Here is a 25,083-nt window from a genome sequence, read left to right as displayed (position 1 = left end):
ATTAGGCTAAAGATTAAGCAAGAGAAGTCGGAACGAAGCAGCACCCATAGTTCATGGTGAACCCCTCCTTGACCGTCTTTTTGACTCATGATAAAATGGGACACAGCCGGGGGTTTAAGGGGGAAAATTCCTTGGAGTATCCCGATAATGCAAGACATAAAAACAAAATAAAACAACAGATACAGGCAGAGAAGATTAAACGATAATGTTTTTCTTCTCTGCTTTTTTGCATTTATCTTTTTCAGAATTTACTTGCAATCATTTCTTACTAGAGTTAACATCACACACAATTGAAATTTGTACTTTTACAAATAGTAAAAATCAAGCATCGGAGAACAGAATAAAGGCTCGTGATGCCTGAAATCACGTAATCAGTCACATGAAAAATGGATAGGCTAAAACTCCCTTGCGAGGATTAAGCTCAAGGGACAGACCTTTACAGGATATGTCCTAATCAAATCTAACGCTCATAAAGTGCGGTTGCCGGCAGATTTTATGGAGACAAACAACGAAATGGAGGAGATATTATTTATCAAAAACGTAAGATGGCTTTTATAGGTATTGATATGCATAAGGACACACATACAGCGGTGGTTATAGACTGCTGGACTAATAAGATAGGCAAAATCACATTCTCCAATAGACCGTCGACATATGATAAATTCATGACTGATCTGAAAAAGCTGTATGGTGATTTACGCCTATATTTCGATTAGAGGATACCAGAGGATTTGGAAGGAATTTTTCTTCATATCTATTAGGGCATAAGTTTACAGTTAAGCACATTAACCCTGCTTATACTGATGCTATGAGGTCAAGTGCTCCCATGTCCAAAAAGGATGACTCCTATGATGCTTTCTGTGTAGCAAAGATACTTAGGGATATGTTGGACACACTGCCAGATGAGAGCCATGATGATTTATTCTGGACAATCCGTCAATTGGTAAAACGAAGGGATTCGCTTGTACAAGGGATTATTATTGCCAAAAATCAGATAAATGCCCAGCTTACATATGTTTATCCAAGCTACAAGGAATATTTCTGTGATGTGGACACCAAAACTGCTATGTACTTTTGGGAAACATATCCTCACCCAAAGCATCTTAAAGGCGTTCAACCAAAAGCTCTTTTGGAGGAATTGAGGACGGTGCATAGGGGTACAACTGTAAAGAAAGTGAATCAAATATTGATATTATCAGAGTAGAACAGCCCTAAAGAGAAGGATTATCAAGATGAGCGTGACCTTGTTATCAGGAGCCTTGTGCGGGAATTAAAGTTCAGAAAGCAGGAAAATGAGGATATCGACAGAGAATTGGACAGGCTGATTCAGCTTACAGGCTATAAGCTTCATACCATGCCGGGCATTAACCTTATCACAGCAGCAAGCATTATTTCAGAGATAGGTAATATTGAAAGGTTTCCTAACTCTAACAAGCTGGCTCAATTTAGTGGGGTAGCTCCAATTAATTTCAGTTCTGCCGGAAAGGGTAAAGACCAACGCAGCAGACAGGGCAACAGGGTTTTAAATGCTATATTTTACTTCCTTGCAATCCAATTGGTACAGGTAAATCCAAACGGTAAAGCAAGGCATCCGGTATTCAGAGAGTATTTTGAAAGCAAGCTTAGAGAGGGTAAAAGTAAGCCTCAAGCTCTTGTTTGTGTGCCAAGAAGAGCTGTAAGGATTATTTACGGTATGATGCGGACAAAGACCGAATACAAGCCTTTTAAAAAAGTTAGAAGTTTGATTTGTTTGGAACTATCATTATGGTAAAATGGAGCAGTAAAAATTGTAAAAAATCCTCTGGAAAGAGGATTAATATAGATTGTGCTTTTATAGTGGTATAAAGTGCTTACAGGATTGAACCGCAGTATAGAATATTTATAATGCGGGAGTAAGTGAAGCTGAAAGAATTATTGATATTGAATTAAAGTATAAGGATGGTTGGACGGACGCACAGAGGGCAGAGGCATATGCAAAAGTAAAAGCATTAACAGCCGCAGACACAGTAAAAACTGCTCCTAATAGAAGTGTAACTTCTGTGTCATCAAGATATAAAAAGGCTAATGGACAAGACTCTGTTCCGAAAGAAAAAGATGTTGACCACACTGTTGATTTACAATTGGGTGGTGCGGATGATATATTGAATATGAATCCGTTAAACAGCAGTGTAAATAGAAGTTTAGGTAGTCAGATACAGAATAAGATTAAGAATGATCCAATTGGAACAAAGTATGGAAAATATACAATTAAATAAGTAAGTGGAGGTATAAAGAATTGTATAAGAATTTTTGTAAATACTTTGGAGTAAATCATAAAGCTATAAATAGCACAGTTAAAAATATTAGCAGTTCTATGCATGGCTTAGAAGAACTACAAAAAGCCTTTGGGGGACAATCTTTTAGCAAAGGTCTTTATAGAATACATACACCAGATGGTGCTGAGAAATGGAACTCTATAGTAACTGAGGCTTTTCCTGAGTTTAGGAGGAGAATAATATGCTTTGGATATGATTGGCTTGGTCGACAATTTGCTCTTGATAATCAAAGAGTAGAGAATGGTCAACAACGAGTGCTTATGTTTGAACCAGGTACAGGGGAAGTTTTAGAAATCCCTTGTAACATTGTTCAATTCCATGAAGAGGAGATACCTGAGTACACTGATTCATGCTTGGCATCAGAAGCCTTTAAAGAATGGATATCTAAAAATCCAAATGAAATAAAAATAAGTGAATACGTTGGTTATAAAACAATGTTGTTTTTAGGTGGAGAAGATATAATACAAAATCTAGAAAAAGGTGATATGGATGTTTATTGGAGCATTTGTAGCCAATTAATTCATAAAACTAAAGGATTACCTGAAGGAAGGGTAATTAAAAACCTAGGAATTTATGAATAATTATTAAGGTTCTTCTTACTAGGTCTCAATGGGGATATATTCACTGTTGAGACCTTTTTCTTTATTTCTGTTTTGTAGAAATATTGATAATGGGTTTAGGATGAATAACATTAAAATATTTGCAGATATTATTGCAACATAATTGAATTTAGTAAGGTTAGTTTGTGTTTTTAGCAATATAGAATTCAAGCATTCCGGAACTTAATTTTTCAAGCACCCTATACGGGACTGCGATAAGATGAATGTATGGCCCAGTTTTTACAAAATAGGTTAAGGAGGGAAATGGATAGTATATATAAATTAAAGTTAGAGGAAATCTTAAAAAAGTTCAGCCAAAGCCCAAAATATTTAGTCAGGATGAAGTTGCTAGTATAATGTGTAAGCCCAACCAAGATACTATCATTGGTCTATATTACCATGAACACAGGGAGTTTACTGAATATTTTAAGGGGCTAAAGATGTTAATAAAGAGATTGAGACAGCTTGGGATAGCCAATAAACATATTATGTGTAGGATATACTTTATATGTATAAAATTAAGTCGAAGCATAGCATTGGTCTTAATGGGGATATATTCTCTTTTGAAGCCTTTTGTTTCTGTCCCTAAAAGAAGTTTGGTTTTTTTGAGGAATTTGGTTATTCACAAGATCCTGAGTAAGAGAAACTGCAAGAACAGGTTGGAAAACTTGAAGATAGATTGCTTAGCGGATTTAGTGAAGAAATTAAAGCCATGTATAAAGAAATCATGGATGTAAGATTGCAGGCTGATTTTTTATGATTTAGGGTCAAGAAGGAACAGGAAAAACCATAAAAAAATCTGGAGGGTATTATGGGAAAGTATACAAGAGAGGAATTAGGAGAAGCTCTGCGTACTGTTTCTTCAATTATTAACAGATGTGAAAAAGCACAGCTTAAATTTGTGGAGGGTACCTCTCAGCATACACTGCTTTCTAACAGGATAAAAGCAATGTACATTTCCAAACTTTTGTTAATTAATGAAAATGTTATAGACATGTTTACAAAAGAAGAATTAAAAGCTGCATTAACACCCATATCTTCAGTTATCAGCAAATGTGAAAAAGCACAGTTTAAATTTGACGAGGGAACATCACATCATATTCGCTTCAATAAGATGATAAAAGCTATGTATATTTCAAAATCATTGATAGTAAAGGTATTAGAATAATTTTTATAATCCTGTTGCACTATCAAAAATAGTTTTATTAAAATCCTGTGATAAAAAGATGCCAGCTTCCAAATGGCATCTTTTTTATACCTTGCTAAATTGTCAAAATCCAAACATACTGGTATCATATAATAAACGCTTGAACATACAGGCTCAAACGGGCCGTGAATTATATATACAGGCAGACTAAAGGATTTGGAAATCAATCATGAAAAAACTAATCATTGGAATATTGGCACATGTTGATGCAGGCAAGACGACATTATCAGAGAGTATCCTTTATCTTAACGGTAAAATTGGAAAATTGGGAAGAGTGGACAACAAGGATGCATATTTGGATACCTATGAGTTGGAAAGAGCGAGAGGTATCACTATTTTTTCCAAGCAGGCCGTATTTGAAACAGGTGAGGTAAATATTACATTATTGGATACACCGGGGCATGTAGACTTTTCAGCTGAAATGGAGAGAACACTACAAGTATTGGACTATGCTATTTTGGTTATAAGCGGTGCAGACGGAGTGCAGGGACATACAAAAACACTATGGCAGTTACTGGATATGTACAATATACCTGCCTTTATATTTGTTAATAAGATGGATCAGAATGGAACGGACAAAGACAAATTAATAATAGACATGAAAAAGCAGTTAGGCGATGGGTGTATTGAATTCGGGCAGGTTGAGACAACAGAGCTTTACGAGCAGCTATCCATGTGCGATGAAACAATTCTTGAAACCTATCTGGAAAAAGGGAGTATAGAGACTGAGCAGATTAGTAAAGCTGTGAAAGAGCGAAAAGTATTTCCATGTTTTTTCGGTTCAGCTTTGAAATTGGATGGTATTGAGCAATTAATGCAGGGCATAGCAAAGTATGCAACGATACCTTCTTATGCCGAAGAATTTGGGGCTAAAATATTTAAAATAACAAGGGACGAACAAGGAAACCGTCTTACCCATCTGAAGCTTACGGGGGGAAAGTTAAAGGTAAAAGACCTCCTGACAAACGAAAAATGGGAAGAAAAAGTGAATCAAATCCGTATTTATTCGGGAAAGAAATATGAGGTAGTAAGTGAAGTAGAGGCAGGTTCGGTATGTGCAGTAACAGGGCTCAATCAGACCAGGCCGGGAGAGGGTTTGGGAATAGAGTCAGCTTCGGGCTCACCGCTGTTGGAGCCTGTGTTGTTTTACCGGATTATACTTCCGGAAGGCTGTGACCCAAGAATGATGCTTCCAAAGTTACGGCAGATTGAAGAAGAGGAACCGGAACTTAACATTGTGTGGGATGAGCAGTTACAAGAGATACATGCACAGATTATGGGAGAGGTGCAGATAGAGATACTCCAGAGCGTAATACAAAGCCGTTTTGGAGTGTCGGTATCCTTCGATGCAGGGAGGATTGTGTATAAGGAGACAATTGCGAATACTGTTGAAGGAGTAGGTCATTTCGAACCACTGAGACATTATGCGGAAGTTCATCTTTTATTGGAGCCGGGAGAGCCGGGAAGCGGTCTGCAATTTGAGACGGAATGTAGTGAGGATATATTGGGCAGAAGTTGGCAGAGATTGATTTTTACTCATCTGGAAGAAAAAGCCCATAAAGGAGTGCTTACAGGGTCAGTTCTTACCGATGCTAAAATTACTCTTGTTTCGGGAAGAGCACACAATAAACATACAGAAGGCGGCGACTTCAGAGCGGCTACTTACCGTGCGGTGCGACAAGGCTTAATGGAAGCAGAATCCATACTCCTTGAGCCTTATTATACATTTCAGCTGGAACTGCCTGAAAAAATGGTAGGCAGAGCTATGACTGATATTGAAAAAATGCACGGCGTAAGCAGTATATCACGGACAAACGGCGAAACTGTCGTTTTAGTGGGGAGTGCCCCTGTTATTACAATGAGGAATTATCAGAAAGAGGTAAATGCGTATACCAAAGGTGTAGGAAGACTATTTTGCAGCGTGAAAGGTTATGAACCCTGCCATAATGCACAGGAAGTCATAGATAGTATCGGGTATGACCCCGAAAGAGATTTGGCAAATCCTACGGGTTCTGTATTTTGTGCAAATGGGACGGGATTTTCTGTGCCTTGGGATCAAGTAAAAAACTACATGCATGTAGAAAGCTACCTTAAAAATAAAGATAATCCATTAAAAGAACAGGAAAAAAGGCATGGAATTTCTCAAGAATTGTCTATCAGTTTGGAGGAGATTGACCAGATTATCAATAGAACCTATTATGGGAATCAGGGTAAAAAGTCTGCCTGGAAAAGACGCAAAACAGCGGAGGAAAGTTATTATGAAAAGGCTTCCTATATGAGTGCACATAAGGAAATCAAAGAAGAGTACCTTCTTGTGGACGGCTACAATATTTTATTTGCATGGCCAGAACTTAAAGAGCTTTCGGATAAGAATACAGATGCTGCGAGAATGAAGCTTCTTGATTTACTCAGCAACTATCAGGGAATTCGCCAATGCCGGATTATAGTGGTATTTGATGCTTACCGCGTTCAAGGCCATCGTGAGGAAATAGTGAGTTATCATAACATCTATGTGGTATATACTAAAGAGGCACAAACGGCGGATCAGTATATTGAAAAATTCGCCCATGACAATCAGAAAAAATATAATATAACAGTTGCAACATCCGACGGTTTGCAGCAGATAATTGTAAGGGGTGCAGGTTGTGCCTTGTTATCTGCCAGAGAGTTGAAAATTGATGTGGAAGAGGCCAATAGAAGAATAAAAGAGAAGTTTCAGGAAATACAGGGAAGAGACCGCAGTTATCTGATGGATGCATTGCCGGAGGAAGCTAAACATCAAATGGAGGTATTAATTAAAGAAGACAAGGGTAGCAAATAAGTGAATCAAAGGAGCAGTTTAACATATGAAATTTTATTTTGCACCAATGGAGGGTTTGACCGGCTATATTTATAGGAATGCACATAAAACTTTTTTTGATAGCATAGACAAATACTTTTCTCCTTTTATTATTGCAAATCAAATAGATGGCTTTAAAACCAGAGATCTTAAAGATATTTTACCTGAAAATAATCAAGGGCTGGTTTTGATTCCCCAATTGCTTACAAATAATGCAAAAGACTTTACTTATACTTCAAAGAAAATTAAAAATATGGGTTATACTGAGATAAATTTAAATTTGGGATGTCCCTCCGGCACTGTTGTCTCCAAAAACAGAGGCTCCGGATTTCTTGCAAAAAAAGAAGAGCTGGATACTTTCTTAGAAGAGATTTTCTCTCAAGCAATAACCAAAATATCGATTAAAACTAGAATAGGCAAAGACCAGCCTGAAGAATTTTATGATTTAATAAATATATTTAACAAATACCCTATTGAAGAGCTTATTATACACCCAAGAATACAAAAGGATTTTTATAAAAATAAGCCTAATATGAAGATTTTCAAGGATGCCTTGACGCTGAGTAAAAATCCTGTCTGCTATAATGGTGATATTTTTACAGCAAAGGATTATACAGAGTTCTGTGATGATTTCCCAAGTGTAAATACTCTTATGTTAGGCAGAGGCCTGATAATGAATCCTGCATTGGTGTATGGTGTTAAAAATGTTACTAAATTGGAAAAGGTAGTACTAAAGGAGTTCCACGACAAAGTATATAATGATTATAATGACATAATGTCCGGGGAACGCAATGTTCTGTTTAAAATGAAAGAGCTTTGGTTTTACATGATAAATGTATTTACCGACAATGAAAAGTACTCAAAGAAAATTAAGAAAGCACAAAGATTATCTGATTATGATGAAGCTGTTTCCAGACTGTTTAAGGAACAGGAGATTGTTTAAAAGAGAAATTTATGAGGTTACAAGATAATGAAAAAGATTGATAAGTATTTAATGCCCCTTGGCATGGTCGGAGTTCTATTTTATTTTGCACATACTATTTTGGGAAATATTTTATGGAAAGAATATAATCCGATTACAACAGATATTAGTTCACTTACAGCAGATGGAGCACCTAACGCACAATTGCTAAAGATATTAAGCTTTATTTATGGTATTTGTATGGTTTTAATGGTAATAGCCTTGATTATAAAATCATTCAGACAATACCATATCATGTTAAGAATCGGATATATAATTTTGATTATAATGCAACTGACATCACTGTTTGGTTATAGTTTGTTTCCTCTAACTGAGGATAAAGCAGAGATGAACTTTCAAAATACTATGCATATTATTGTGACGGTTATTGTAGTATTTACAACAATTGCATCTGCTTTTTTGATCTCATTGGGGTATTTAAAGCAGGAAAGAATGAAGAACTTGGGGAAACTTACTTTAGTTATGGCTGTACTTATTACCATTTTCGGAATGTTTAATCCCATTTCTATGAGCTTGAAATTAGATATCCTGGGATTAACAGAGCGATTAGTGATTTACTCAATACAGATACTTATGTTTATCTTGTCATACTATTACACCTTTTTAGATAATAAGTACAAGGGTTTAGTGTAATCCAATTTTATGGTAAAATATTACTATCGTTTTGTTATGGAGGTCGATAGTGAAAATTTCGGAGCAATAACAAATCCCCAAATAGATAAAATCAGCGTAACAGAACTTAGCAGAAATATCAAAAGGGGTGCAGAAATATCAGGAAGCGGTGGTGTTAGGGTATGGCATATATTAATGAGCAATTTAAGGGGCTCAAAATTTGCTATCAAAGCATATTCAAAGGAAGGAAAAGAACTCTCTTCCGTTTATGATAATACATCCCCTTATAGTGCAGACCAAAAGCCTATGAAGATGCAAAGTACATCACAATTTTTAAAGGCTATGTTTGGCGGTATAAAGAAATAAAATTAAAGGAGACTTACAATGAATAAAATAATAGAAAATATGTTAACAAGAAGAAGCGTAAGAAACTATAAAAAGGAGCAGATACCTGTAGAAGATTTAAACACGATTCTATTGGCAGGAAGCTATGCCCCAAGCGGAATGGGGATGCAGAGCTGGAAATTTACTGCCATTCAAAATGCGGATACAATGAAAAAGGTCAATGAGGCTATCCGTCAAACCCTATTAACTATTCCGGTAGTGGCGGAAACCCATCCTTATATTGTAAGCCTTATTAAAAAAGCAGAAGACGAGAACTCCAACTTCCTGTATAATGCACCTACCTATATTATTGTCTCTAATTTGAAAGACAACGGAAACGCAATGCCGGATTCAGCATTGGCCATTGGTAATATGATGCTGGCAGCACACTCATTTGGCATTGGCTCATGCTGGCTAAACCAATTGCCGGGGCTTACTAATATGCCTTTGATTCGTGAACTAATGACGGATTTGGGAATCCCGGAAAATCATATTATATATGGGTCTGTTGTAATAGGTTATGCGGCAGAGGAACCCGCGCCGGCTGCTCCTCGTAAAGATGTAATACACATTATCTGATAACCCATGAAATTAAACAATTCGATAATAGTATCTATAAAAGCTAAAATTTAGGGTGTTAAATTACCTGAAGTTTTAGCTATTTTTTTTCACTGAACTTTCAAAAAAGGGTAATAAGTATAAAGCTTAGATAAATCAATTACAGTTTTGCCATATAGTTGACAATATGTTAAAATAAGTAATATAATAGTATTTGATATCAAATTATTACATAAATTGTATATAATATAAAAAAATAGGGAAAATCTGTTTACATATTTTGACAATACTAATCTGATGAACTGCTAAAAGAAGATTATTGTTTACCAAGGAGACTGATTATATTGAAATATATAGATGAGTTTCATATAAATATTTTGCAGGTAGTAAATATGATAATGAAATTCCCGGGTCGGAAGATGTACTTTTTCGAAAAACTTGTCAAAAAGTATTCAGAGAACCCTGAAGACTATGAGTTATTAATCACTTATGGTTTTTTCAAATATTTTGAAATCACCTCTTTAGTACAGGGTGAGGATCTGGCAAATTCAGATATATTTGAAGTCATAGAAATTTATAACAAAGCTTTAGTAATAGAACCGGATGATTGGTTTGTACATATATTAAAAATCCTTCTATACAGTAAATTACCGCTAGGAATGGTAAATGAAAACGAGATTATCAGTAATCTGGATTTGTTAATTGAAATTCAAAGTAAAGCAGAAAGAAAAGAACCGTATTTTGTTTTGCCATATATTTTTTACGCACAATATTGGTATGACAAAAATAACTTCGAAAACGTATCCCAATACCTTGAATACGTATTAAAAATGGCTCCACAAAAGGAAATCCCATTCAAACCATTAAATTGTCATTTTTTTATACCTGCGAAGGAATTATATTATCGGTTATATTATTCGGAACAGACAGGACTTGCTTTCAAATTGGAAAAAATTTGTATGATTTATTTTGAAAAAGAATCTAGAAAACTAAATCACTCAGAAGACTTAAAAATAAGGATATAATCAACCACATTGACCAAAAAGTGAATGATAATTTTGGCTTTAATCGGAGGTAGTATATGAAATTGAGTCAAGCATTGAAAAACCAGCCAAAAGTGTTGTCTTTGGAAGTAACTACGCGATGTAACCTTGATTGTATATATTGTACAAAAAAAGCAAAGAAAATTGGCGATATTGATTTATCTGCTGAATTGCTGGAGAAAATATCAACGCAACTGGAGCAGTTTGAAAGAATTATTGTATGCGGTATAGGTGAGAGCTTTTTATATCCGGAAATTTATAATCTGGTTCAGGGCAATAAAGCACAAAAATTCAGCATAGTTACTAATGGAACAATACCAATCGATTATAAGCGTCTTAATGCAAACGGAAATGTAGAAATGCTTATATTTTCTATAGACGCACTTGAGCAAGAGGTACTGAACCAGATAAGTGGAAGATATAAACTTGAAAGTCTCCTTAGAAATCTTGATGAGTATGACAAATACTATAAAGAAAATAAGGTAAAAATTAATCGGGTTCTAAACTGTACACTTAATGAACACAATCTAAAAGAAATTTTGAAACTTGTTGATTTCGCTCGTCAAAGAGGGTTTGGAACAATTCATTTTTCTTTTCCAAGGGGTAACGAGAAATTCATAGACGACAACCAACAAGAAATAAATAATATATTAAAATGTGCCGCTAAAAAGGCTGCTGAATACGGACTTTATTTTGCAGATCCGTATACAACTTGCTGTGTTTATTTAAAATGGGTTACTCCCTATATGGCAATCAATGGTGATGTGTTTTCCTGTGCCGAAACTCTTTACATTGATAAAAAAGTTGGAAACATTGATGATATGAGTTTTAGCGATATATGGTTATCAGAGAATTACAGAGCTTTTCAAAATGGTGAAGCTTGTAAAGAGTGCAAATTCTTATCAAACTGCAGATTAGAATTTAAGGATAAGTAACCAAGTCTAAGAGTGCGATCAAAAATAAGGATTTAACATAAGCAGGCAGTTAATGCTTAGAAGGAGTAAAATGACAGGCATTGAGGATTCAATAATGCGTAAAATGAAAATAAAAAATAGCACGGTTTTTATAAATATAACGAATCAGTGCAATGCAAAATGCCGGCATTGTATTAACATTGGTGGAAAAACGGTGCTAGGCGAAGCCAGTCCCGAAGAAGTAATGAATTGGATTGAAAAGGTGGCAGAGTCTAATTACAAAGCCATTAATTTTGTGGGTGGTGAACCATTTCTATTGATAGATGACTTACGACGCTACACTGAAAAGGCAGATAAATTGGGATTGACTCCGGGGGTTACAACCAATGGCTTTTTTGCAAAAAGTGAAGAGGAAGCAACCGATATACTTAATTCCCTGCCTGCACTTAAAAACATTCTAATAAGTACAGACTTGTATCATCTTGAGTGTATAGATATTAAGAATATCCATAATTTGATAAGAGCATCCTTGAAGCTAAAAAGGTTTGTTGCCGTAAATTCTGTATGTGCAAACATGAAAGATGGAGAGAAAATTAAAGAATTGTTTTCAGAATATAAAAAGGTTTTTGTAAATATAAGTCCGGTAATACGAGCAGGAGCGGCAAATGCACTTGATAGAGAATTGGAAAAGTTCAGTTTATTTCAAGATCCTGAGGCTGTCAGTGACTTTTGTGGAGTCAGGGATCATTTTGTAGACTGTCAGGGTGGAGTGAATGCATGCTGTATGGCTACACTTGGACTGGATACAAAATTCCTTTATCTTGGAAATCTGAATAAACACAGTTTTTCAGAAATTATGGAGAACAAGAGTAATAACGCAATATACAAATTGCTGGAGGAAAAGGGGCCGCGAGGATTACTGAAATTAATAGCTGGAAGTCAGTATCAGGATTTATTTAAGAACAGTAAATATACCAGTGAATGTGAGCTTTGTGTTGATATACTTAACCGTTCCTTATGTTACGAATATATACTGAAAAGATTGTCTGAAAAGGAAAATACGTATGAAACGTAATAAGAATCTTATTTTTAATATATGTAATCAATGTAATGTAAAATGCCGTCATTGCAGTAATGCAGAAACTTTGAATGATGGTAGGAAGGCTGAACCTTCGTATATTTTAAAGTGGCTGGAGGATGCATCAGAAGCTGATTTTTCAGAAGCTACTTTTGTCGGAGGAGAACCGTTTCTTTATGTTGATGACTTGATACTATACTGCAAGAAGACACATGAGCTAGGCATGAAAAGCTGTATTATTACAAATGGGTTTTGGGCAACAACTTTTGAAAGGGCGGTTGAATTATTAAAATCAATAAAAGGACTTGATTCTATATTAGTAAGCAGTGATTTATTTCATATGGAATACATAGACAGTGAGATAATTAAAAACGTTTTTAACGCTTGTATTCAGCTGAATATAAATATTGCCATGAATGCAACCTGTTCCTCTAAGGAAGATAAAAAGAAGATTTGGGATATATATAGTGAATATAAAAATTCAGTTTTTATAAATACACATATGCTTATGCCCATTGGAGCTGCTAAGAGCCTACCGGTAGAGAGATGGTGCCTTGAAGATAAAATAACTAAACTTCCTGTTGTATGTGGGATAGATAATTTTTTAGTTGATATGGATGGGGATGTTCATGCCTGTTGCAATTCTATTTTATCGAAAGAACCTCTTTTCTATGTCGGAAACATGAAAAAGGAAAGCTTATCGCTTTTACTAAAGAATTTTATAAGAAACCCTTTGTATTGTGTAATGAAGGAACAAGGACCAAGAGGCCTTGGCAAGTTTCTAGTGAACAGCCCGTACTATCAGGAATTCAGTCAGCAAGAGTATACCTGTGAATGTGATTTCTGTATAAGTGTCCTTGAAAGCAATAAATTACGAAAATATATAATTAGTAAAATTTTAACAACATAGAGGAGGAGTTTTTGTGTCAAACAAAATTCAGGCTCTCTTTAAAAGTGCAAATCCAATAGAATGTATGCAGATTCTTAACGGAGGGGTATATATAAGTCCGACTATGAAATGTAATGCCCAATGCAGGCACTGTGTAGCAAACAATATTAGAAAAATGAGCGCAGATGCTAGTGAAGAAGATGTACTGGAATGGATTGATCAGATACATGAATGTGGGATTCAGGGAGTACATTTTGTCGGGGGAGAGCCATTTGTGGTGCGACAAAGTCTTAATACCTATATAAAAAAGCTTAATGAATTAGACATGTTTGCAGGAGTGGTTACAAATGGGTTATGGGCAAAGACAGTTGAAGAGGGTATTGCTGTTCTTGAAGAGATGCCGGGATTGGATTTATTAATAATCAGCTCAGATAAATATCATTTGGAATATATCAATGCAAGTATAGTTAAAAATGCAATTGAAGCAGGAATAGCAACAGGCAAATTTGTAGTTATAAATGTTACATATGTAGAAAGCTCTGAGGTTAAGGAGATAAATCAAATATATAAAGAATACAGAGATAAAATCCTGATTCAATCAGTAAAGGCAATGCCCTTTGATGATGAAGATTCACAAAAAATAAAGCGTTCCCAGCTTTTTAAAACACCATCTAAAGTACCTGCTTATTGCGGTATAGGTAATTACTTTGTTGATAACAATGGAAGCGTAAGCGCCTGCTGCCAATCAAGCCGTTCAAAAAATACAAAATGTTTTTACCTTGGGAATATGAAAGAAAAAAGACTTTTAGAATTGCATAAAAGTTTTAAATCCAGCAACATATACAGATTCTTTAAAAAATATGGTCCAAGGGGACTGGTGGAGATATTTTTACAGAGTAATTTTTCAAATGAACTGATAGAAAAGCAATATACAAGTGCCTGTGAGATTTGTAAAGAGCTATTGGATGATAGAGAAAAGCTGGATTATTTTTTGACTCATATAAAGGAAAGGCTTGACTGAATATGAATGCTATACAATATGCCTCCGATTTTATTGAAAAGTACATAGGGCCTGTAAGTAAGCTGGTATCCAAAGTACCTCAGGCAATATCTCTTGAAGTAACCACTCGATGTCAGCTGGACTGTATATACTGTACAAGGGATAAAAACCACCCGAGGGATTTTCCATTGGAAAATTTAGAAATGCTTCGTGCACAACTTAAAGGTGTTAAAAAACTCGTAATTTGCGGAATCGGGGAATCCTTCTGCTATGTGGATATATACAATATGATCTGGCGACAAAAGGATTTAAAAGTATCTATTATAACAAATGGAGCTGTACCTATTGACTTTAAGAAGTTGAACCGTGAACGGAACGTTGAGCTATTGGTTTTTTCCATTGATGCTACAAAAGAAGAAAAAATCAAAGCTATTTGCCCCGGCTACAACTTCAATGTGTTAGTGGAAAATTTGTCAGAACTCAAAAAATATCCCAATATAGCAGGTATAATTAACACTACCATAACAGAACTGAATATAGATGAAATACCGCTATTGGTTGAGTTCGCAGCAAAACATAAACTATTGGCTGTAAATTATGAGCTACCGATTGGAAATGAAGAATTTGTAAAAGCCAATAAAGAGAGTATAAATAAAAACATTAAAGAAGCTATCAAAGTGGCAAAAAGAAATAATATTGTTTTTAATCAATTCTACCGGCTGTCATGCAATTCCGGTGGCTGTATAATTCCCAACATACAGCTTAACGGGGACTTTTATCCGTGCTGCAATGGAATGCACAAAGGAAAAAAGCTTGGAAATATATTTGAAGAAGACCTGGAGGTCTTATGGAATGGAAGGGCAGAGCCACTGCTGTCAGACAGTGAATTTTGTCTGAAATGCAGTCTGGCAAGGAATCTTTTTGAGGTACTGAATTGAAAGGAGAAAATAGCATGAGATCAATAAGTGTACATTTAACTGATCAGTGTAATAATTCCTGCATTTTTTGTGTTGTAAATTCCCATAAGGAAAAGCGAGAAGGTGTGAATAAAAAGGTTCTCTATAAATTTTTAGAGGAAAATGCCAACAAGGGATATGAATCTGTAAATATTCATGGAGGCGAAGCTACCGTACTTGATGATTTCTTGGAAATTCTGAAAAAAATACAGGAATTAGGGTATCCACAGGTAAGCCTTCAAACAAATGCACGAAAACTTGCTGACATAGAGTATGCAAGAAAGCTATATGACAAAGGGGTTAAGCTTTTTGTAGTTTCAGTCCATGGTAAGAATGCTGCTCAACATGATTTTGTTACACAGATTCCGGGAAGTTTTGAGGAGGCAATGGCAGGAATAGTAAACGTTAAAGCTCTGGGGGCAAAGGTTCGTACAAATACAGTGGTCTACAAAGACAATATAGACAGCCTTACCGATATTGCAGAACTCGTATTAAATGCCGGAGTGGATCATGTTAATATATCAGCTATTCATCCTGTAGGAAAAGCGTACCAAAACTTCCATAAGGTAACACCACGCTATACAGAAATGGTGCAGTCAGTTTATAAAATGGTTGATGCCTGCGCTAAAAGTAATAAAGTTGTTACTTTGGAGGGCTTTCCGCCTTGCATAATTCCAGGGTATGAAAAGTACCAAATTCCGTGGGATGAAAACAAATTTAAGCTACTATTTCATAATTTTGTTCTTGAAGACTATGCTACTTTTATGGAAAAGGAGACAAAGAAACAGGGACAAGAATGTAAAATGTGCATTTTCAATAAGAGCTGTGGTGGTGTATATAAAGAATATCTTGAATTTTATGAATGGGATGAATTTAAGGCAGTACAAAATATTGAGGGTTAAACAATGTACATATTATTTATAGTCACTAGTTTTTGGGCATACGGTGAGGTCACAATTGCTTGTGAATTTGCTGCAAGAGTGAGAGAATCGGGATATATACCTTACTTCTTAATTCCTCCTTCCCATGAAAAAATAATGAATAAATATAAGTTCACGTATACTACGCTAATACCGCGAAATGGGAAGGTTAACAGGCTTTTAATGCGGGATTTGGAGCATATGTATCATCCCGGACTGGTAATTCTTGCAGACTTTCTCAACTATAATTTTTGCGAAGCTCATTATGGTTTGACTCCCGGAGACTTGGAAGTTTTCTCAGGTAGGATTGGAACATTTGATGACTTTGACTGGGTGATTACCGGTAAGCAAATGGATACCTACGGATTTAAGGCAGCGAAATTCGGTGATATAGACATACGCAAGTACGGTTTCAGACTTTGTCCATGCCCTATAGTTAACCCTAACAGTGGATATCGTGAAGAAACTTACCATTATCAACTTACAACAGATACTCTGCCATACGATATTTATAGTACGGATAAGTGGAAAGCAAAGCTTGGCTTGCCAGTTAGTAAAAAGATGATACTGTTTACTTCCGCAGCATGGCAGGAATCATACAGGCAATATACTGATGTTATAGCCTTTGTAAACGCAAATAACCAAGTATTTTACCATATAATGCAAGAACTTACAAAAACGTATACTGTGATATGTGTAGGGGCTAAGGGAGGTTTCTCAAATAATCCAGAGGATGGACTAGTTTTTTTAAATCAGCTTCCACCGGAAGTTTTTGATGAGTATTTGCTGGCAACAGACCTTTTTATATCCAGAAACATCACTGCAACTTCATTGGCAAGGGCTGTGTTGTCGGGTATACCGTCAGCAAATTTTGAAAATTCTATTTTCTTCTCAGCTGAGAAACCGCTTGATAAAGAGAAGATTACATTTGAACCGGTACCATTTGTAGACGAGCTTCTCAAAAATCTTGAGAGATGTTATCCATACAGAATGTTTCCGGTAGGATGGTATAAGTTCCTAGCTCCATTGGTAAAAGGAAATTCTTATATGAAGACGTTTATACGCCTTGAGCAATTTAATGTAATAGATTCAATGAGGCAAATACACGAAGTACTGGAATGTGAGGAAAAAAGGGAAGAACTGCTGCAAAGTGCAGATCGTTACAAGAAGACACTTGAAAGCTTGCCCGATGTAAGAAGTATTATAGATTCACTAATAAATGAAAGGAGGGAATAAACATATGATTCAAAGAATTGGTTTTTTATTGGCACCATGTGAGAAGGGGATATCTCCTCATGGATATACAAATATTCCACCTTTGAGCCTTGGAATTCTGTCCGGATATTTAAAAAATGAAGGTTATGACGTTGAACTTTATGATTTGAACTCAGCTTTAGCTAAAATTTATAGAAATGATGAGCAATTTGCTTTTCTATATGACAAAGACACTGTTCTAAAGTGCTTAAAGGGAGAAGAAAACGATAAAGTAAATCTCTTTGCAGAGGAATTACTTCAAGGGGTTTCAATTAAAGATTATGATGTAATAGGAATCTCCTGCGGAGCAGACTTCTCATTTTTCCAACTTCATAGTGCTTTTCTTTTAGCAAATTATATCGAGCAGAAATATAAAATTCCGGTTATTCTTGGAGGAAACAACATTACATATCTGGGTATTTTTAAGGATACTTTTAATGAGTTGCTCAAAACTATACTTGAAGTTTTCCCATATATAATAAAGGGACCCGGAGAAGTTGTAATAGCAGAACTAATACAAGTTTTGAATGGTAAAATGCAGAAATCCATATATGAACTTGATGGAATGGTATACCTAAAGGATGGGCAGGTTTATATGAATCCTGAGCATGAGCCGGTTGTGGTGTGTCCGGACTGGTGCAATCTGCCTATGGAAAATTATTATTCGAAAATAAAAAATCCCAGCTATAACGGAAAATGGAATGAAAAAGTGGAAGAGGAAAATCTATTACAGGTTTTCAAGTGGCCATTCTTTCTGACTCAGTACGTAAGTACGGTAAGAAAAAAGCGACCCAGACCTGAATATATGGATAAGCTCATTTTACCTTATATTTTTAATTTTCATTGCCCCTTTGCTTGTGCTTTCTGTTCTGAGAGTGATGAAGACAGAAAAAGGGTAATTATCGGAGAGGCTCATAAGGTAGTAGATGATATTGAAGGCCTCATTGAAAAGTATAAAACTAGTTATTTTTATTTTTTTAATAATGCTGCCAATGCCTCCGGAAAGTTTATTGACGAATTTTGTAATCACATAATTGATAGAAGAATAGATATTAAATGGTCTGACTGTGCCAGATTTAACAATCTTACCTTTGAAAGATTAAAGCTGATGAGGGACGCAGGGTGCCAGAAATTGGTATTTGGTTTTGAGACAGCAAGCCAGAAGCTTATTGATTTGGTGGAAAAGAAAATTGATCTTTCCCATGGAGAAAGAGTTTTGAAATGGTGTAAGGAGCTGGGGATTATAGCTGATTTAGAAGTTATAACAGGCTTGCCTCAAGAAAAGGATGAAGATTTTCAGGAAACGGTACAATACGTAACTAAAAATAAGCCATATATCAACTACATGACAATTAACGAATTCTTTGTAGTACCCAACAGTAAAATAGGCCGCTATCCTGAACGTTATAATATAGAATTAATAAGGAATGTAATAAGCTATAGTAAAATCCTTGAAAGAAGCTGGAAATATTTTAAGGAGATGAAGGGTAAACAAACAGGAAATTTCAAGGTTTATAAATATAACGAAATTGGTGGTCGCAACTATAAAGAGGTTGCAGATAAAACAAAATCATATATAAAGGCTTTGAATAATTTGCAAAATAAAGAATTTGCAGAAGTGGAATACGTCTACCGTATTCTTGAGCAAAAATCATAAATAATTAAATTAAAAAACAGATAGGAGAGGTTTAATAATGATGGATGAGAAGAATGGTATGGAAATGCAGGAAGATAGCTCTGGAATAAAGATGGTGATAATACGCATTTTATCAGACGAAGACTTCAAACAAGAATTAATTGAAGATCCTGATACAGCCCTGGAAGGATATGAACTTACAGAAGTTCAGAAAATACTTATTAAATCATTAAGCCCGGAAGATCTGGACAATCTTTCTCCAGATAACATTGAAGAATATTTTTCTGCTGATGCTGCTGTATATACACCTGACGAGGGTGCAAGTCTTGATGAATTTGACACCTTTGAGGGTGATGACTTATTAGATGAGGATGAAGATAAAAAATAAGAATAGGTGGTATTTAGGATGCGATATATAACCAAAAAGGATGAAGAGCTGATAAAGACAATCAACTTGATTTTTAATTTTCCAGTCAATTCTGAAAAAATTCTGAACGAATTAGAAAAGAATTACAAGAAAAATACTGATGACCCCGAGGCAGCTTTCAGCTTTGGTTTTTATAACTTCCTTATAACTTCCAGAGTGAAAAATTCTACTATTGGAAGTGAAAGAATAGAGCTAATATTTGAAGCATATAATGATGCACTGCGTATTGCACCTGATTATTGGCTGGTTTGGATGTTTAAAGCCATTCTTTTACTTGCCTTACCGGAGGTTATGAGGGATGAGGATGAACTGGTAAGAATATTGGAAAAACTGATATCGGATCAGCAGATGTCAGAAAAACAGCAGCCTTACTTTATAGTTCCATACATAATTTATGCTGATTACAATTTTTCCTGTAATAACCCTGATGGTGCTTTAAAGCTAATTGAAGAGGCAAGAAAAAACGTTATTAAAAAGCCTGTTGGGTTCAAATATTTGAATGATTATTTCTCTATGCCCTTCAAGGATTTCCTCAAAAGACTGGTTCGCTCAAACGAGAGGGCCCTGGCACTAATGATTATGGAATTGGGCAGAGAATTTTTCCCCGATGATATAGCTTTTAATCAATCAATCGAGAAGGAATGGTTATGAAAAAAATACTGTTTGTTACATTAGGACACCTTTCGGCAGGAGAGTTCACCATTGCATTTGAATTTTGTAAAAGGCTTCCGCCAAACAAGTTTGAAATTTGCTTTCTAACTTCAGCCAAGGGCCAGAATTATCTGGAGCAAAACAGAATTAAACATGTAGTTTTGAAGCAGACAGGAGCAAACTCCATGTCGGAGGACAAGTTGGTCAATAAAGCTATTACAGACAGGCTAATGTCTGAATTCAGACCTGATTATGTTATAGCCTCAGATGTATATACTCTTTGGTACTCATCGACGTGGTCAGGTGTTAATATGGAGACTTTCAGAGAATATGGTGTCCCTTTTGGAAGCTTTGACAGCTATGAATTTGATTCTACAAATTATGTTCAAGACTACTATGGTGGATATAGGGCTACACTGCCTGATTATATAAGGCAGTGTGATTTTGTAATCAGGTATTGTCCAATAAATAAACTGCAACCAGCCGATAAAAAAGTGAAGTTTACATATTTCTATGATAGACCAGAAGGTATGACAAAACCTGAAAGGCTTGAATTTGAGTCTGCTTTTAGACCTTCTGGTCAGGAGAAAGTAATCTTCATGGCAAATTCAGATTGGGAAAACCTGAATGTAAACAGGTTGCCGGCTCTATCAAATTTACTTTGTTGGTGTCCCAAAATGATAATGCATTATTTAGCTGAACTTGATGAAAAGGTAACAATAATCCATGTGGGACCAAGGAGTTGGGAGCAAGAATCAGGTAATAAAAAACACATAAAATATTTTCATTTTAATCATATAAATCCTCAAGACTTTGATAAGTATCTTGGGGCCTCGGACTTGTTCCTAACAACTAATATAATATCATCTACACTGGCTAAGGCAGTGTATGCTTCAGTGCCCTCTATCGTTTTGCAAAATGATAAGCTGGTTAATTTCTCCAGAATTTCGGAACAGCTTTTGAAAATGCCAGATTGGTATCAGGAAATGGCAAATGACGTTAAGGTTGCTTATCCGTATAGGTTGTTTCCTTTTGGATGGTTTAATTTTTTAAGCAGTGTACTTGAGAATAATGAATATGTTGATACTTTTATATCTACATCGATATTTCAGAAAGGTAAGACATTGAATGCTTTAAGAACATATATTAGCGACAAAGATTCTCGAATAAGTCTTCAGCATAAACAAAATATGTATATTAATAAGATTTTACAGTTGCCGTCATCAGCTGATGTGATTGATTCATTAGAAAACTTGTAATAAAAACCATTTATTAAGGGGTGAACCGGGTTGGAAAGTTTATATAACATATTAGATAAACCGCTGATAATCGAAAAACATTTTAAGCCTCAGGACAGCCGGGCATTCAAAATACGAATGGATAACTTATATCTGAATTCAATGGGTAAAGTATACAAACGTCAGCAACTTGACTCAAGATTTACAAGAGTTATCAATCATGTTTACCAGGATGCTATTGCCTTTGTTACAAACAAGTGGGATACAATGTCATTTACAAACAAGTTGCCTAAAAAGCCGGATGTATCAATAGACTGGACATTTATGCAAAAGAGGGAATTCTATTCACATATGATTTTATCAAATGAACGGCTAGAGGAGATAAAAGCCAAGAATAGAAATATTGTAAATTCTGAAGATTATAAAAAGTGTTTTGATTCCATTGAAAAAACCTTTAGTGGACTTCCAAAGCTACCCTCAATATATCTTGCAGTTATGCAGACTTTTGACATATTGGCATTTGATAATTATTTATCATATATATATGTACATTCGTATACCAATAAAGGCTGGAACCTTGACCAGTGGGTAAAAATTACACCACCGGAATTGGAGCATACGCAAGATGCTAAAATAGGACTTGGTCTGTATTCGGATAATTCATTTTTTAGAAATGGCAATTTTTATTTGAAATTTACGGGGTACGGAAAGGCTAATAATAAGTTTTGTGCTGTTTTTGACTATTACTGTGATTACTCACAGGTTAAAATGCAGGAAAAAAATGCATCTAATATTCAAAGAAACGGAACATCCTATTATCATGGTCAGCTCTGGGTCAGCTTAGACAGCCATGATATTGAGAGAGGTACAATGTTGGAGAGCTACATAGCCTTGCAGGAAGGAAGCGTAAAAACACCTGTCCATATAAGGCGAAGAGTGCTATGTGAATCTCTTGCATAGTGAGGAGATGGAATGAATACAAAAACTGATTTTTACAAGAGAATACCGCAAATGGTTTTATTCGAAATAACCACAAAGTGTAATCTTGCATGTAGCTACTGTGTTGCCAGAAAATTGATAAAGGACCCTTCAGATTTACCAATAGAAAGAATTATTGCAATCAAAGATAATATTTCCAAGTTCGATTATATAGCCCTTTGCGGCTTAGGTGAATCATTGGTTCATAAAAATTTTTATCAGATACTGGAGATATTCAGTGACAAAAAGATTGTACTTGTAACAAATGGTTCTGTTCCTATTGATTATGAGAAACTTATGGCGCATGGCAATATAGATGCTGTTTCTTTTTCTGTAGATGGTGCATCTGAAAAGGAAATGAAAAGGGTTTGCAGTAGCTATAGGTTTGATGTTCTGCTTAATAATCTGGAGAACTCATTAAAGTACAACACTAATATCGCTTTTAATTGTACCTTAGTTAAGGAAAACATGGAAGAACTGGATGCTTTGAAGGAGATGGCAATAAAGTATAAGGTTAAACGTTTTAAAATAGGTTTTCCTCTAGGACAATCAAGATGGGTAAAAGCTAATATTAATGACATTGATACTAAATTGTGTAGCCTTGAAGAGGGATTAAAAGAAGCGGGTATCGCCTATGAAGGGCCATTTGAGGCGAAGTGTACCTTTAATGATGCACCTATTGCAGTAGTATCAAAGAATGGAAATGTATATACCTGCTGTGATTATTATTGCGGTCGCCCACAGGTTGGTAATTTATTTCATGATGATTTCCAAAAAATGTGGGATAAACGTTCATATGAAGAGTTTAGAACAGGTCGCTTCTGTGTGAAATGCAAGCAATATCACAACTTGAAGGATTTGATTTATTCCAATACATGATGTGAGATAGTTGAAAGGAGAAATCAAAATGAAAATTGATTCGTTCTGCCTAATACAAATGCCTAGTGAGGATGCTCTTTTTGGTGCCGTAGGGACAAGAATTCTACCTTTATCACTTGGTATTATTACCGGCTATCTTCGTCAGCGGGGAATAGATGTTGACCAATTTGATTTACTTCCCCTAATGGAGGAAAAATGCGGATCCGGGATTGAACATAGTGAATTTGAAAGATTTTTTGATAAGGAAGCTGTTTTTAATTATATAAACGGGGGAGATAACCAGTTTTTTGATGAATTTGTACAGACTATGTTAAAAGATATTAACATAGCGAAATATGACATGGTTGCTTTATCTGTTGGACCTCATCTTTCTTGGGTACAGACTTTTGCAGGCTTAATTTTTGGTGAATACATAGAAAGGCATTGGCAAAAGCCTTTAGTGTTTGGGGGATTTAATTTGTCCTCTATGATAAACTACCGGCCTATATATGATGAACTGTTTGAAGTATGGCTAAAAAGATTTCCGTATATTATCATAGGGCCTGGAGAGGAATCTCTATATAAGCTTATACAGGCTTTGCGAAATAACGAAGGGGATGAAGAAATTCATAAGATAAACGGCTTGTGCTATCTAAATTCCTCTGGGAACCTTGTTGCGAATCCATCGGAAAAACGTCGTATTGTTATGCCTGATTTTGATGGACTCAAATTAAAGGATTATTATAATTGCATTAAAAAGGATGGATATGATGAAAACATGATTTCATTATTCCGATATCCATTTGCATTCACTAAGCCTTTAAGAAATAAAAGTGAGCCGACAGAGGAAGGCTATGAAAAAACTCTTATTATTCCCTACATATTTAATTATAACTGTCCCTATAACTGTGCTTTTTGTGTTGAGAGTGATCCTGAATCGCCAACTCCTGTTATTGCTAAAGTTGAGCAGGTAATTTCGGAGTTAAAGATAATAAAACAAAAATATAATACACCATATTTTTATTTCATTAATAATGCGGTTAATCTGAGTAAGAGATATATAAGAGAGCTTTGTAATGGGATTATTGAAAATAATCTCAATATCTACTGGTCTGATTGTGCCCGCTTTGATAATACTGACTACGAAATAATTAAATTAATGTATAAGGCCGGTTGTCGTAAACTGGTATTTGGAATGGAAAGCGGAAGTGAAGGCCTGATAAAAAGGATAAATAAAAAGATTGATTTGAAACAGGCTGAGCAGGTTATGAGTTGGTGTAATGAAATTGGTATCTGGCCTGAACTGGAAATTATACTTGGTATGCCTACAGAAGGACAGGAGGATTTTCTAGAAAGCTATAATTACCTTAAGAGAAATCTGGAGAAAATCAGCTTTATGACCATTAACCACTATATACCTATGCCGGGAAGTGAAATGTTCAGATACCCTGAAAAGTACAATATAGAAGTTTTTTCTGATATTACATGGGAGGACATACTTACAAGGGATTTACAGCTTTTTAAGAATGGAAAAAACCCAATACACTATAACAACATGATTAAGGTATATAATTTCAGGGAAATAGGCCAAAGGGATTCACAGCAAATATTTAATGATACTGTGGAGAAGATTAAGAGGACCAAAAAACTTATGGATGGAAAACTAATGCAGGAAGCAATGAAGTATGTTCAGCAAGGAGTTATAAAAATGAGTGATCTACAGGGTATACAGAGGCTTTAAAAAA

At 35.4% G+C, this 25,083-nt stretch carries 23 protein-coding genes and 1 pseudogene; all 24 read left to right on the top strand.

Going from position 1 to position 25,083, the window contains the following annotated elements; genetic code table 11:
* Positions 1–545: 545 nt before the first annotated feature.
* The 24 genes and pseudogenes from L323_RS33825 to L323_RS33705 all read left to right on the top strand — a co-directional run bounded on the left by L323_RS33825 (position 546) and on the right by L323_RS33705 (position 25,079).
* Positions 546–1,771 (top strand): annotated as a pseudogene (locus tag L323_RS33825) (IS110 family transposase).
* Positions 1,772–2,039: 268 nt separating this feature from the next.
* Positions 2,040–2,255, top strand: coding sequence for an HNH endonuclease (locus L323_RS33820; protein ID WP_020816099.1), 216 nt, complete (start codon positions 2,040–2,042; stop codon positions 2,253–2,255).
* A 20-nt stretch (positions 2,256–2,275) separates the two neighbouring features.
* Positions 2,276–2,896: a T6SS immunity protein Tdi1 domain-containing protein gene (locus tag L323_RS33815; RefSeq protein WP_020816098.1), complete on the top strand. Its 621-nt coding sequence runs from the start codon at positions 2,276–2,278 to the stop codon at positions 2,894–2,896.
* 829 nt (positions 2,897–3,725) lie between these two features.
* The gene (locus L323_RS33805; protein ID WP_020816095.1) at positions 3,726–4,082 is read left to right on the top strand and encodes a hypothetical protein; all 357 of its coding nucleotides are present in this window, start codon (positions 3,726–3,728) and stop codon (positions 4,080–4,082) included.
* Between the two features lie 208 nt (positions 4,083–4,290).
* A complete protein-coding gene (locus L323_RS33800; RefSeq protein WP_020816094.1) occupies positions 4,291–6,942 on the top strand; it encodes a translation factor GTPase family protein in 2,652 nt (883 codons plus the stop codon).
* Between the two features lie 25 nt (positions 6,943–6,967).
* A complete protein-coding gene (locus L323_RS33795; RefSeq protein WP_020816093.1) occupies positions 6,968–7,903 on the top strand; it encodes a tRNA dihydrouridine synthase in 936 nt (311 codons plus the stop codon).
* A 27-nt stretch (positions 7,904–7,930) separates the two neighbouring features.
* Positions 7,931–8,575, top strand: a complete 645-nt coding sequence (locus L323_RS33790) for a DUF998 domain-containing protein (protein WP_020816092.1) — start codon at positions 7,931–7,933, stop codon at positions 8,573–8,575.
* A 9-nt stretch (positions 8,576–8,584) separates the two neighbouring features.
* A complete protein-coding gene (locus L323_RS33785) occupies positions 8,585–8,920 on the top strand; it encodes a hypothetical protein (protein WP_020816091.1) in 336 nt (111 codons plus the stop codon).
* A gap of 18 nt (positions 8,921–8,938) precedes the next feature.
* Positions 8,939–9,517, top strand: a complete 579-nt coding sequence (locus L323_RS33780; protein WP_020816090.1) for a nitroreductase family protein — start codon at positions 8,939–8,941, stop codon at positions 9,515–9,517.
* Between the two features lie 398 nt (positions 9,518–9,915).
* Complete coding sequence (locus tag L323_RS33775) at positions 9,916–10,521, top strand: hypothetical protein (protein WP_242835301.1); 606 nt, start codon at positions 9,916–9,918, stop codon at positions 10,519–10,521.
* Between the two features lie 56 nt (positions 10,522–10,577).
* Complete coding sequence (locus L323_RS33770) at positions 10,578–11,474, top strand: radical SAM/SPASM domain-containing protein (protein WP_020816088.1); 897 nt, start codon at positions 10,578–10,580, stop codon at positions 11,472–11,474.
* Between the two features lie 52 nt (positions 11,475–11,526).
* The gene (locus L323_RS33765; protein WP_031342179.1) at positions 11,527–12,528 is read left to right on the top strand and encodes a radical SAM protein; all 1,002 of its coding nucleotides are present in this window, start codon (positions 11,527–11,529) and stop codon (positions 12,526–12,528) included.
* Entirely contained in the window at positions 12,518–13,441 is a 924-nt protein-coding gene (locus L323_RS33760) for a radical SAM protein (protein ID WP_020816086.1), read from the top strand. The genes L323_RS33765 and L323_RS33760 overlap by 11 nt, the downstream gene beginning before the upstream one ends.
* A gap of 13 nt (positions 13,442–13,454) precedes the next feature.
* Entirely contained in the window at positions 13,455–14,441 is a 987-nt protein-coding gene (locus L323_RS33755) for a radical SAM protein (RefSeq protein WP_020816085.1), read from the top strand.
* 2 nt (positions 14,442–14,443) lie between these two features.
* Positions 14,444–15,358 (top strand): radical SAM protein, encoded by a 915-nt coding sequence (locus tag L323_RS33750; RefSeq protein ID WP_020816084.1) that lies wholly within the window; start codon positions 14,444–14,446, stop codon positions 15,356–15,358.
* A 14-nt stretch (positions 15,359–15,372) separates the two neighbouring features.
* Entirely contained in the window at positions 15,373–16,278 is a 906-nt protein-coding gene (locus L323_RS33745) for a radical SAM protein (RefSeq protein WP_020816083.1), read from the top strand.
* Positions 16,279–16,281: 3 nt separating this feature from the next.
* Entirely contained in the window at positions 16,282–17,532 is a 1,251-nt protein-coding gene (locus tag L323_RS33740) for a DUF6365 family protein (protein ID WP_020816082.1), read from the top strand.
* Positions 17,533–17,536: 4 nt separating this feature from the next.
* Complete coding sequence (locus tag L323_RS33735; RefSeq protein ID WP_020816081.1) at positions 17,537–19,207, top strand: B12-binding domain-containing radical SAM protein; 1,671 nt, start codon at positions 17,537–17,539, stop codon at positions 19,205–19,207.
* A 37-nt stretch (positions 19,208–19,244) separates the two neighbouring features.
* The gene (locus tag L323_RS33730; protein WP_020816080.1) at positions 19,245–19,574 is read left to right on the top strand and encodes an Os1348 family NHLP clan protein; all 330 of its coding nucleotides are present in this window, start codon (positions 19,245–19,247) and stop codon (positions 19,572–19,574) included.
* Between the two features lie 18 nt (positions 19,575–19,592).
* Positions 19,593–20,264, top strand: coding sequence for a hypothetical protein (locus L323_RS33725; protein ID WP_020816079.1), 672 nt, complete (start codon positions 19,593–19,595; stop codon positions 20,262–20,264).
* A complete protein-coding gene (locus L323_RS33720) occupies positions 20,261–21,523 on the top strand; it encodes a DUF6365 family protein (protein WP_020816078.1) in 1,263 nt (420 codons plus the stop codon). The genes L323_RS33725 and L323_RS33720 overlap by 4 nt, the downstream gene beginning before the upstream one ends.
* A 30-nt stretch (positions 21,524–21,553) precedes the next feature.
* Positions 21,554–22,462 carry a hypothetical protein gene (locus tag L323_RS33715; RefSeq protein WP_020816077.1) on the top strand — a complete coding sequence of 303 codons (909 nt, stop codon included), beginning with the start codon at positions 21,554–21,556 and terminating at the stop codon, positions 22,460–22,462.
* A gap of 12 nt (positions 22,463–22,474) precedes the next feature.
* Positions 22,475–23,359: a radical SAM/SPASM domain-containing protein gene (locus L323_RS33710; RefSeq protein ID WP_020816076.1), complete on the top strand. Its 885-nt coding sequence runs from the start codon at positions 22,475–22,477 to the stop codon at positions 23,357–23,359.
* A gap of 28 nt (positions 23,360–23,387) precedes the next feature.
* Positions 23,388–25,079: a B12-binding domain-containing radical SAM protein gene (locus L323_RS33705; RefSeq protein WP_020816075.1), complete on the top strand. Its 1,692-nt coding sequence runs from the start codon at positions 23,388–23,390 to the stop codon at positions 25,077–25,079.
* The last annotated feature ends 4 nt before the right edge of the window (positions 25,080–25,083 follow it).

Source organism: Ruminiclostridium papyrosolvens C7, from assembly GCF_000421965.1.
Classification (GTDB): domain Bacteria; phylum Bacillota; class Clostridia; order Acetivibrionales; family DSM-1351; genus Ruminiclostridium; species Ruminiclostridium papyrosolvens_A.
The sequence above is the reverse complement of the archived record's forward strand: the minus strand, read 5'-3'. Positions and strand labels throughout refer to the sequence as shown.

Bases quoted from the DNA above. Each gene is read 5' to 3' on its own strand.
- L323_RS33710 (WP_020816076.1), top strand. From the start codon at position 22,475: ATGAATACAAAAACTGATTTTTACAAGAGAATACCGCAAATGGTTTTA.
- L323_RS33790 (WP_020816092.1), top strand. From the start codon at position 7,931: ATGAAAAAGATTGATAAGTATTTAATGCCCCTTGGCATGGTCGGAGTT.
- L323_RS33770 (WP_020816088.1), top strand. From the start codon at position 10,578: ATGAAATTGAGTCAAGCATTGAAAAACCAGCCAAAAGTGTTGTCTTTG.
- L323_RS33730 (WP_020816080.1), top strand. From the start codon at position 19,245: ATGATGGATGAGAAGAATGGTATGGAAATGCAGGAAGATAGCTCTGGA.
- L323_RS33720 (WP_020816078.1), top strand. From the start codon at position 20,261: ATGAAAAAAATACTGTTTGTTACATTAGGACACCTTTCGGCAGGAGAG.
- L323_RS33735 (WP_020816081.1), top strand. From the start codon at position 17,537: ATGATTCAAAGAATTGGTTTTTTATTGGCACCATGTGAGAAGGGGATA.
- L323_RS33775 (WP_242835301.1), top strand. From the start codon at position 9,916: ATGTACTTTTTCGAAAAACTTGTCAAAAAGTATTCAGAGAACCCTGAA.
- L323_RS33745 (WP_020816083.1), top strand. From the start codon at position 15,373: ATGAGATCAATAAGTGTACATTTAACTGATCAGTGTAATAATTCCTGC.
- L323_RS33780 (WP_020816090.1), top strand. From the start codon at position 8,939: ATGAATAAAATAATAGAAAATATGTTAACAAGAAGAAGCGTAAGAAAC.
- L323_RS33805 (WP_020816095.1), top strand. From the start codon at position 3,726: ATGGGAAAGTATACAAGAGAGGAATTAGGAGAAGCTCTGCGTACTGTT.
- L323_RS33705 (WP_020816075.1), top strand. From the start codon at position 23,388: ATGAAAATTGATTCGTTCTGCCTAATACAAATGCCTAGTGAGGATGCT.
- L323_RS33795 (WP_020816093.1), top strand. From the start codon at position 6,968: ATGAAATTTTATTTTGCACCAATGGAGGGTTTGACCGGCTATATTTAT.
- L323_RS33785 (WP_020816091.1), top strand. From the start codon at position 8,585: ATGGTAAAATATTACTATCGTTTTGTTATGGAGGTCGATAGTGAAAAT.
- L323_RS33725 (WP_020816079.1), top strand. From the start codon at position 19,593: ATGCGATATATAACCAAAAAGGATGAAGAGCTGATAAAGACAATCAAC.
- L323_RS33800 (WP_020816094.1), top strand. From the start codon at position 4,291: ATGAAAAAACTAATCATTGGAATATTGGCACATGTTGATGCAGGCAAG.
- L323_RS33765 (WP_031342179.1), top strand. From the start codon at position 11,527: ATGCTTAGAAGGAGTAAAATGACAGGCATTGAGGATTCAATAATGCGT.
- L323_RS33750 (WP_020816084.1), top strand. From the start codon at position 14,444: ATGAATGCTATACAATATGCCTCCGATTTTATTGAAAAGTACATAGGG.
- L323_RS33740 (WP_020816082.1), top strand. From the start codon at position 16,282: ATGTACATATTATTTATAGTCACTAGTTTTTGGGCATACGGTGAGGTC.
- L323_RS33760 (WP_020816086.1), top strand. From the start codon at position 12,518: ATGAAACGTAATAAGAATCTTATTTTTAATATATGTAATCAATGTAAT.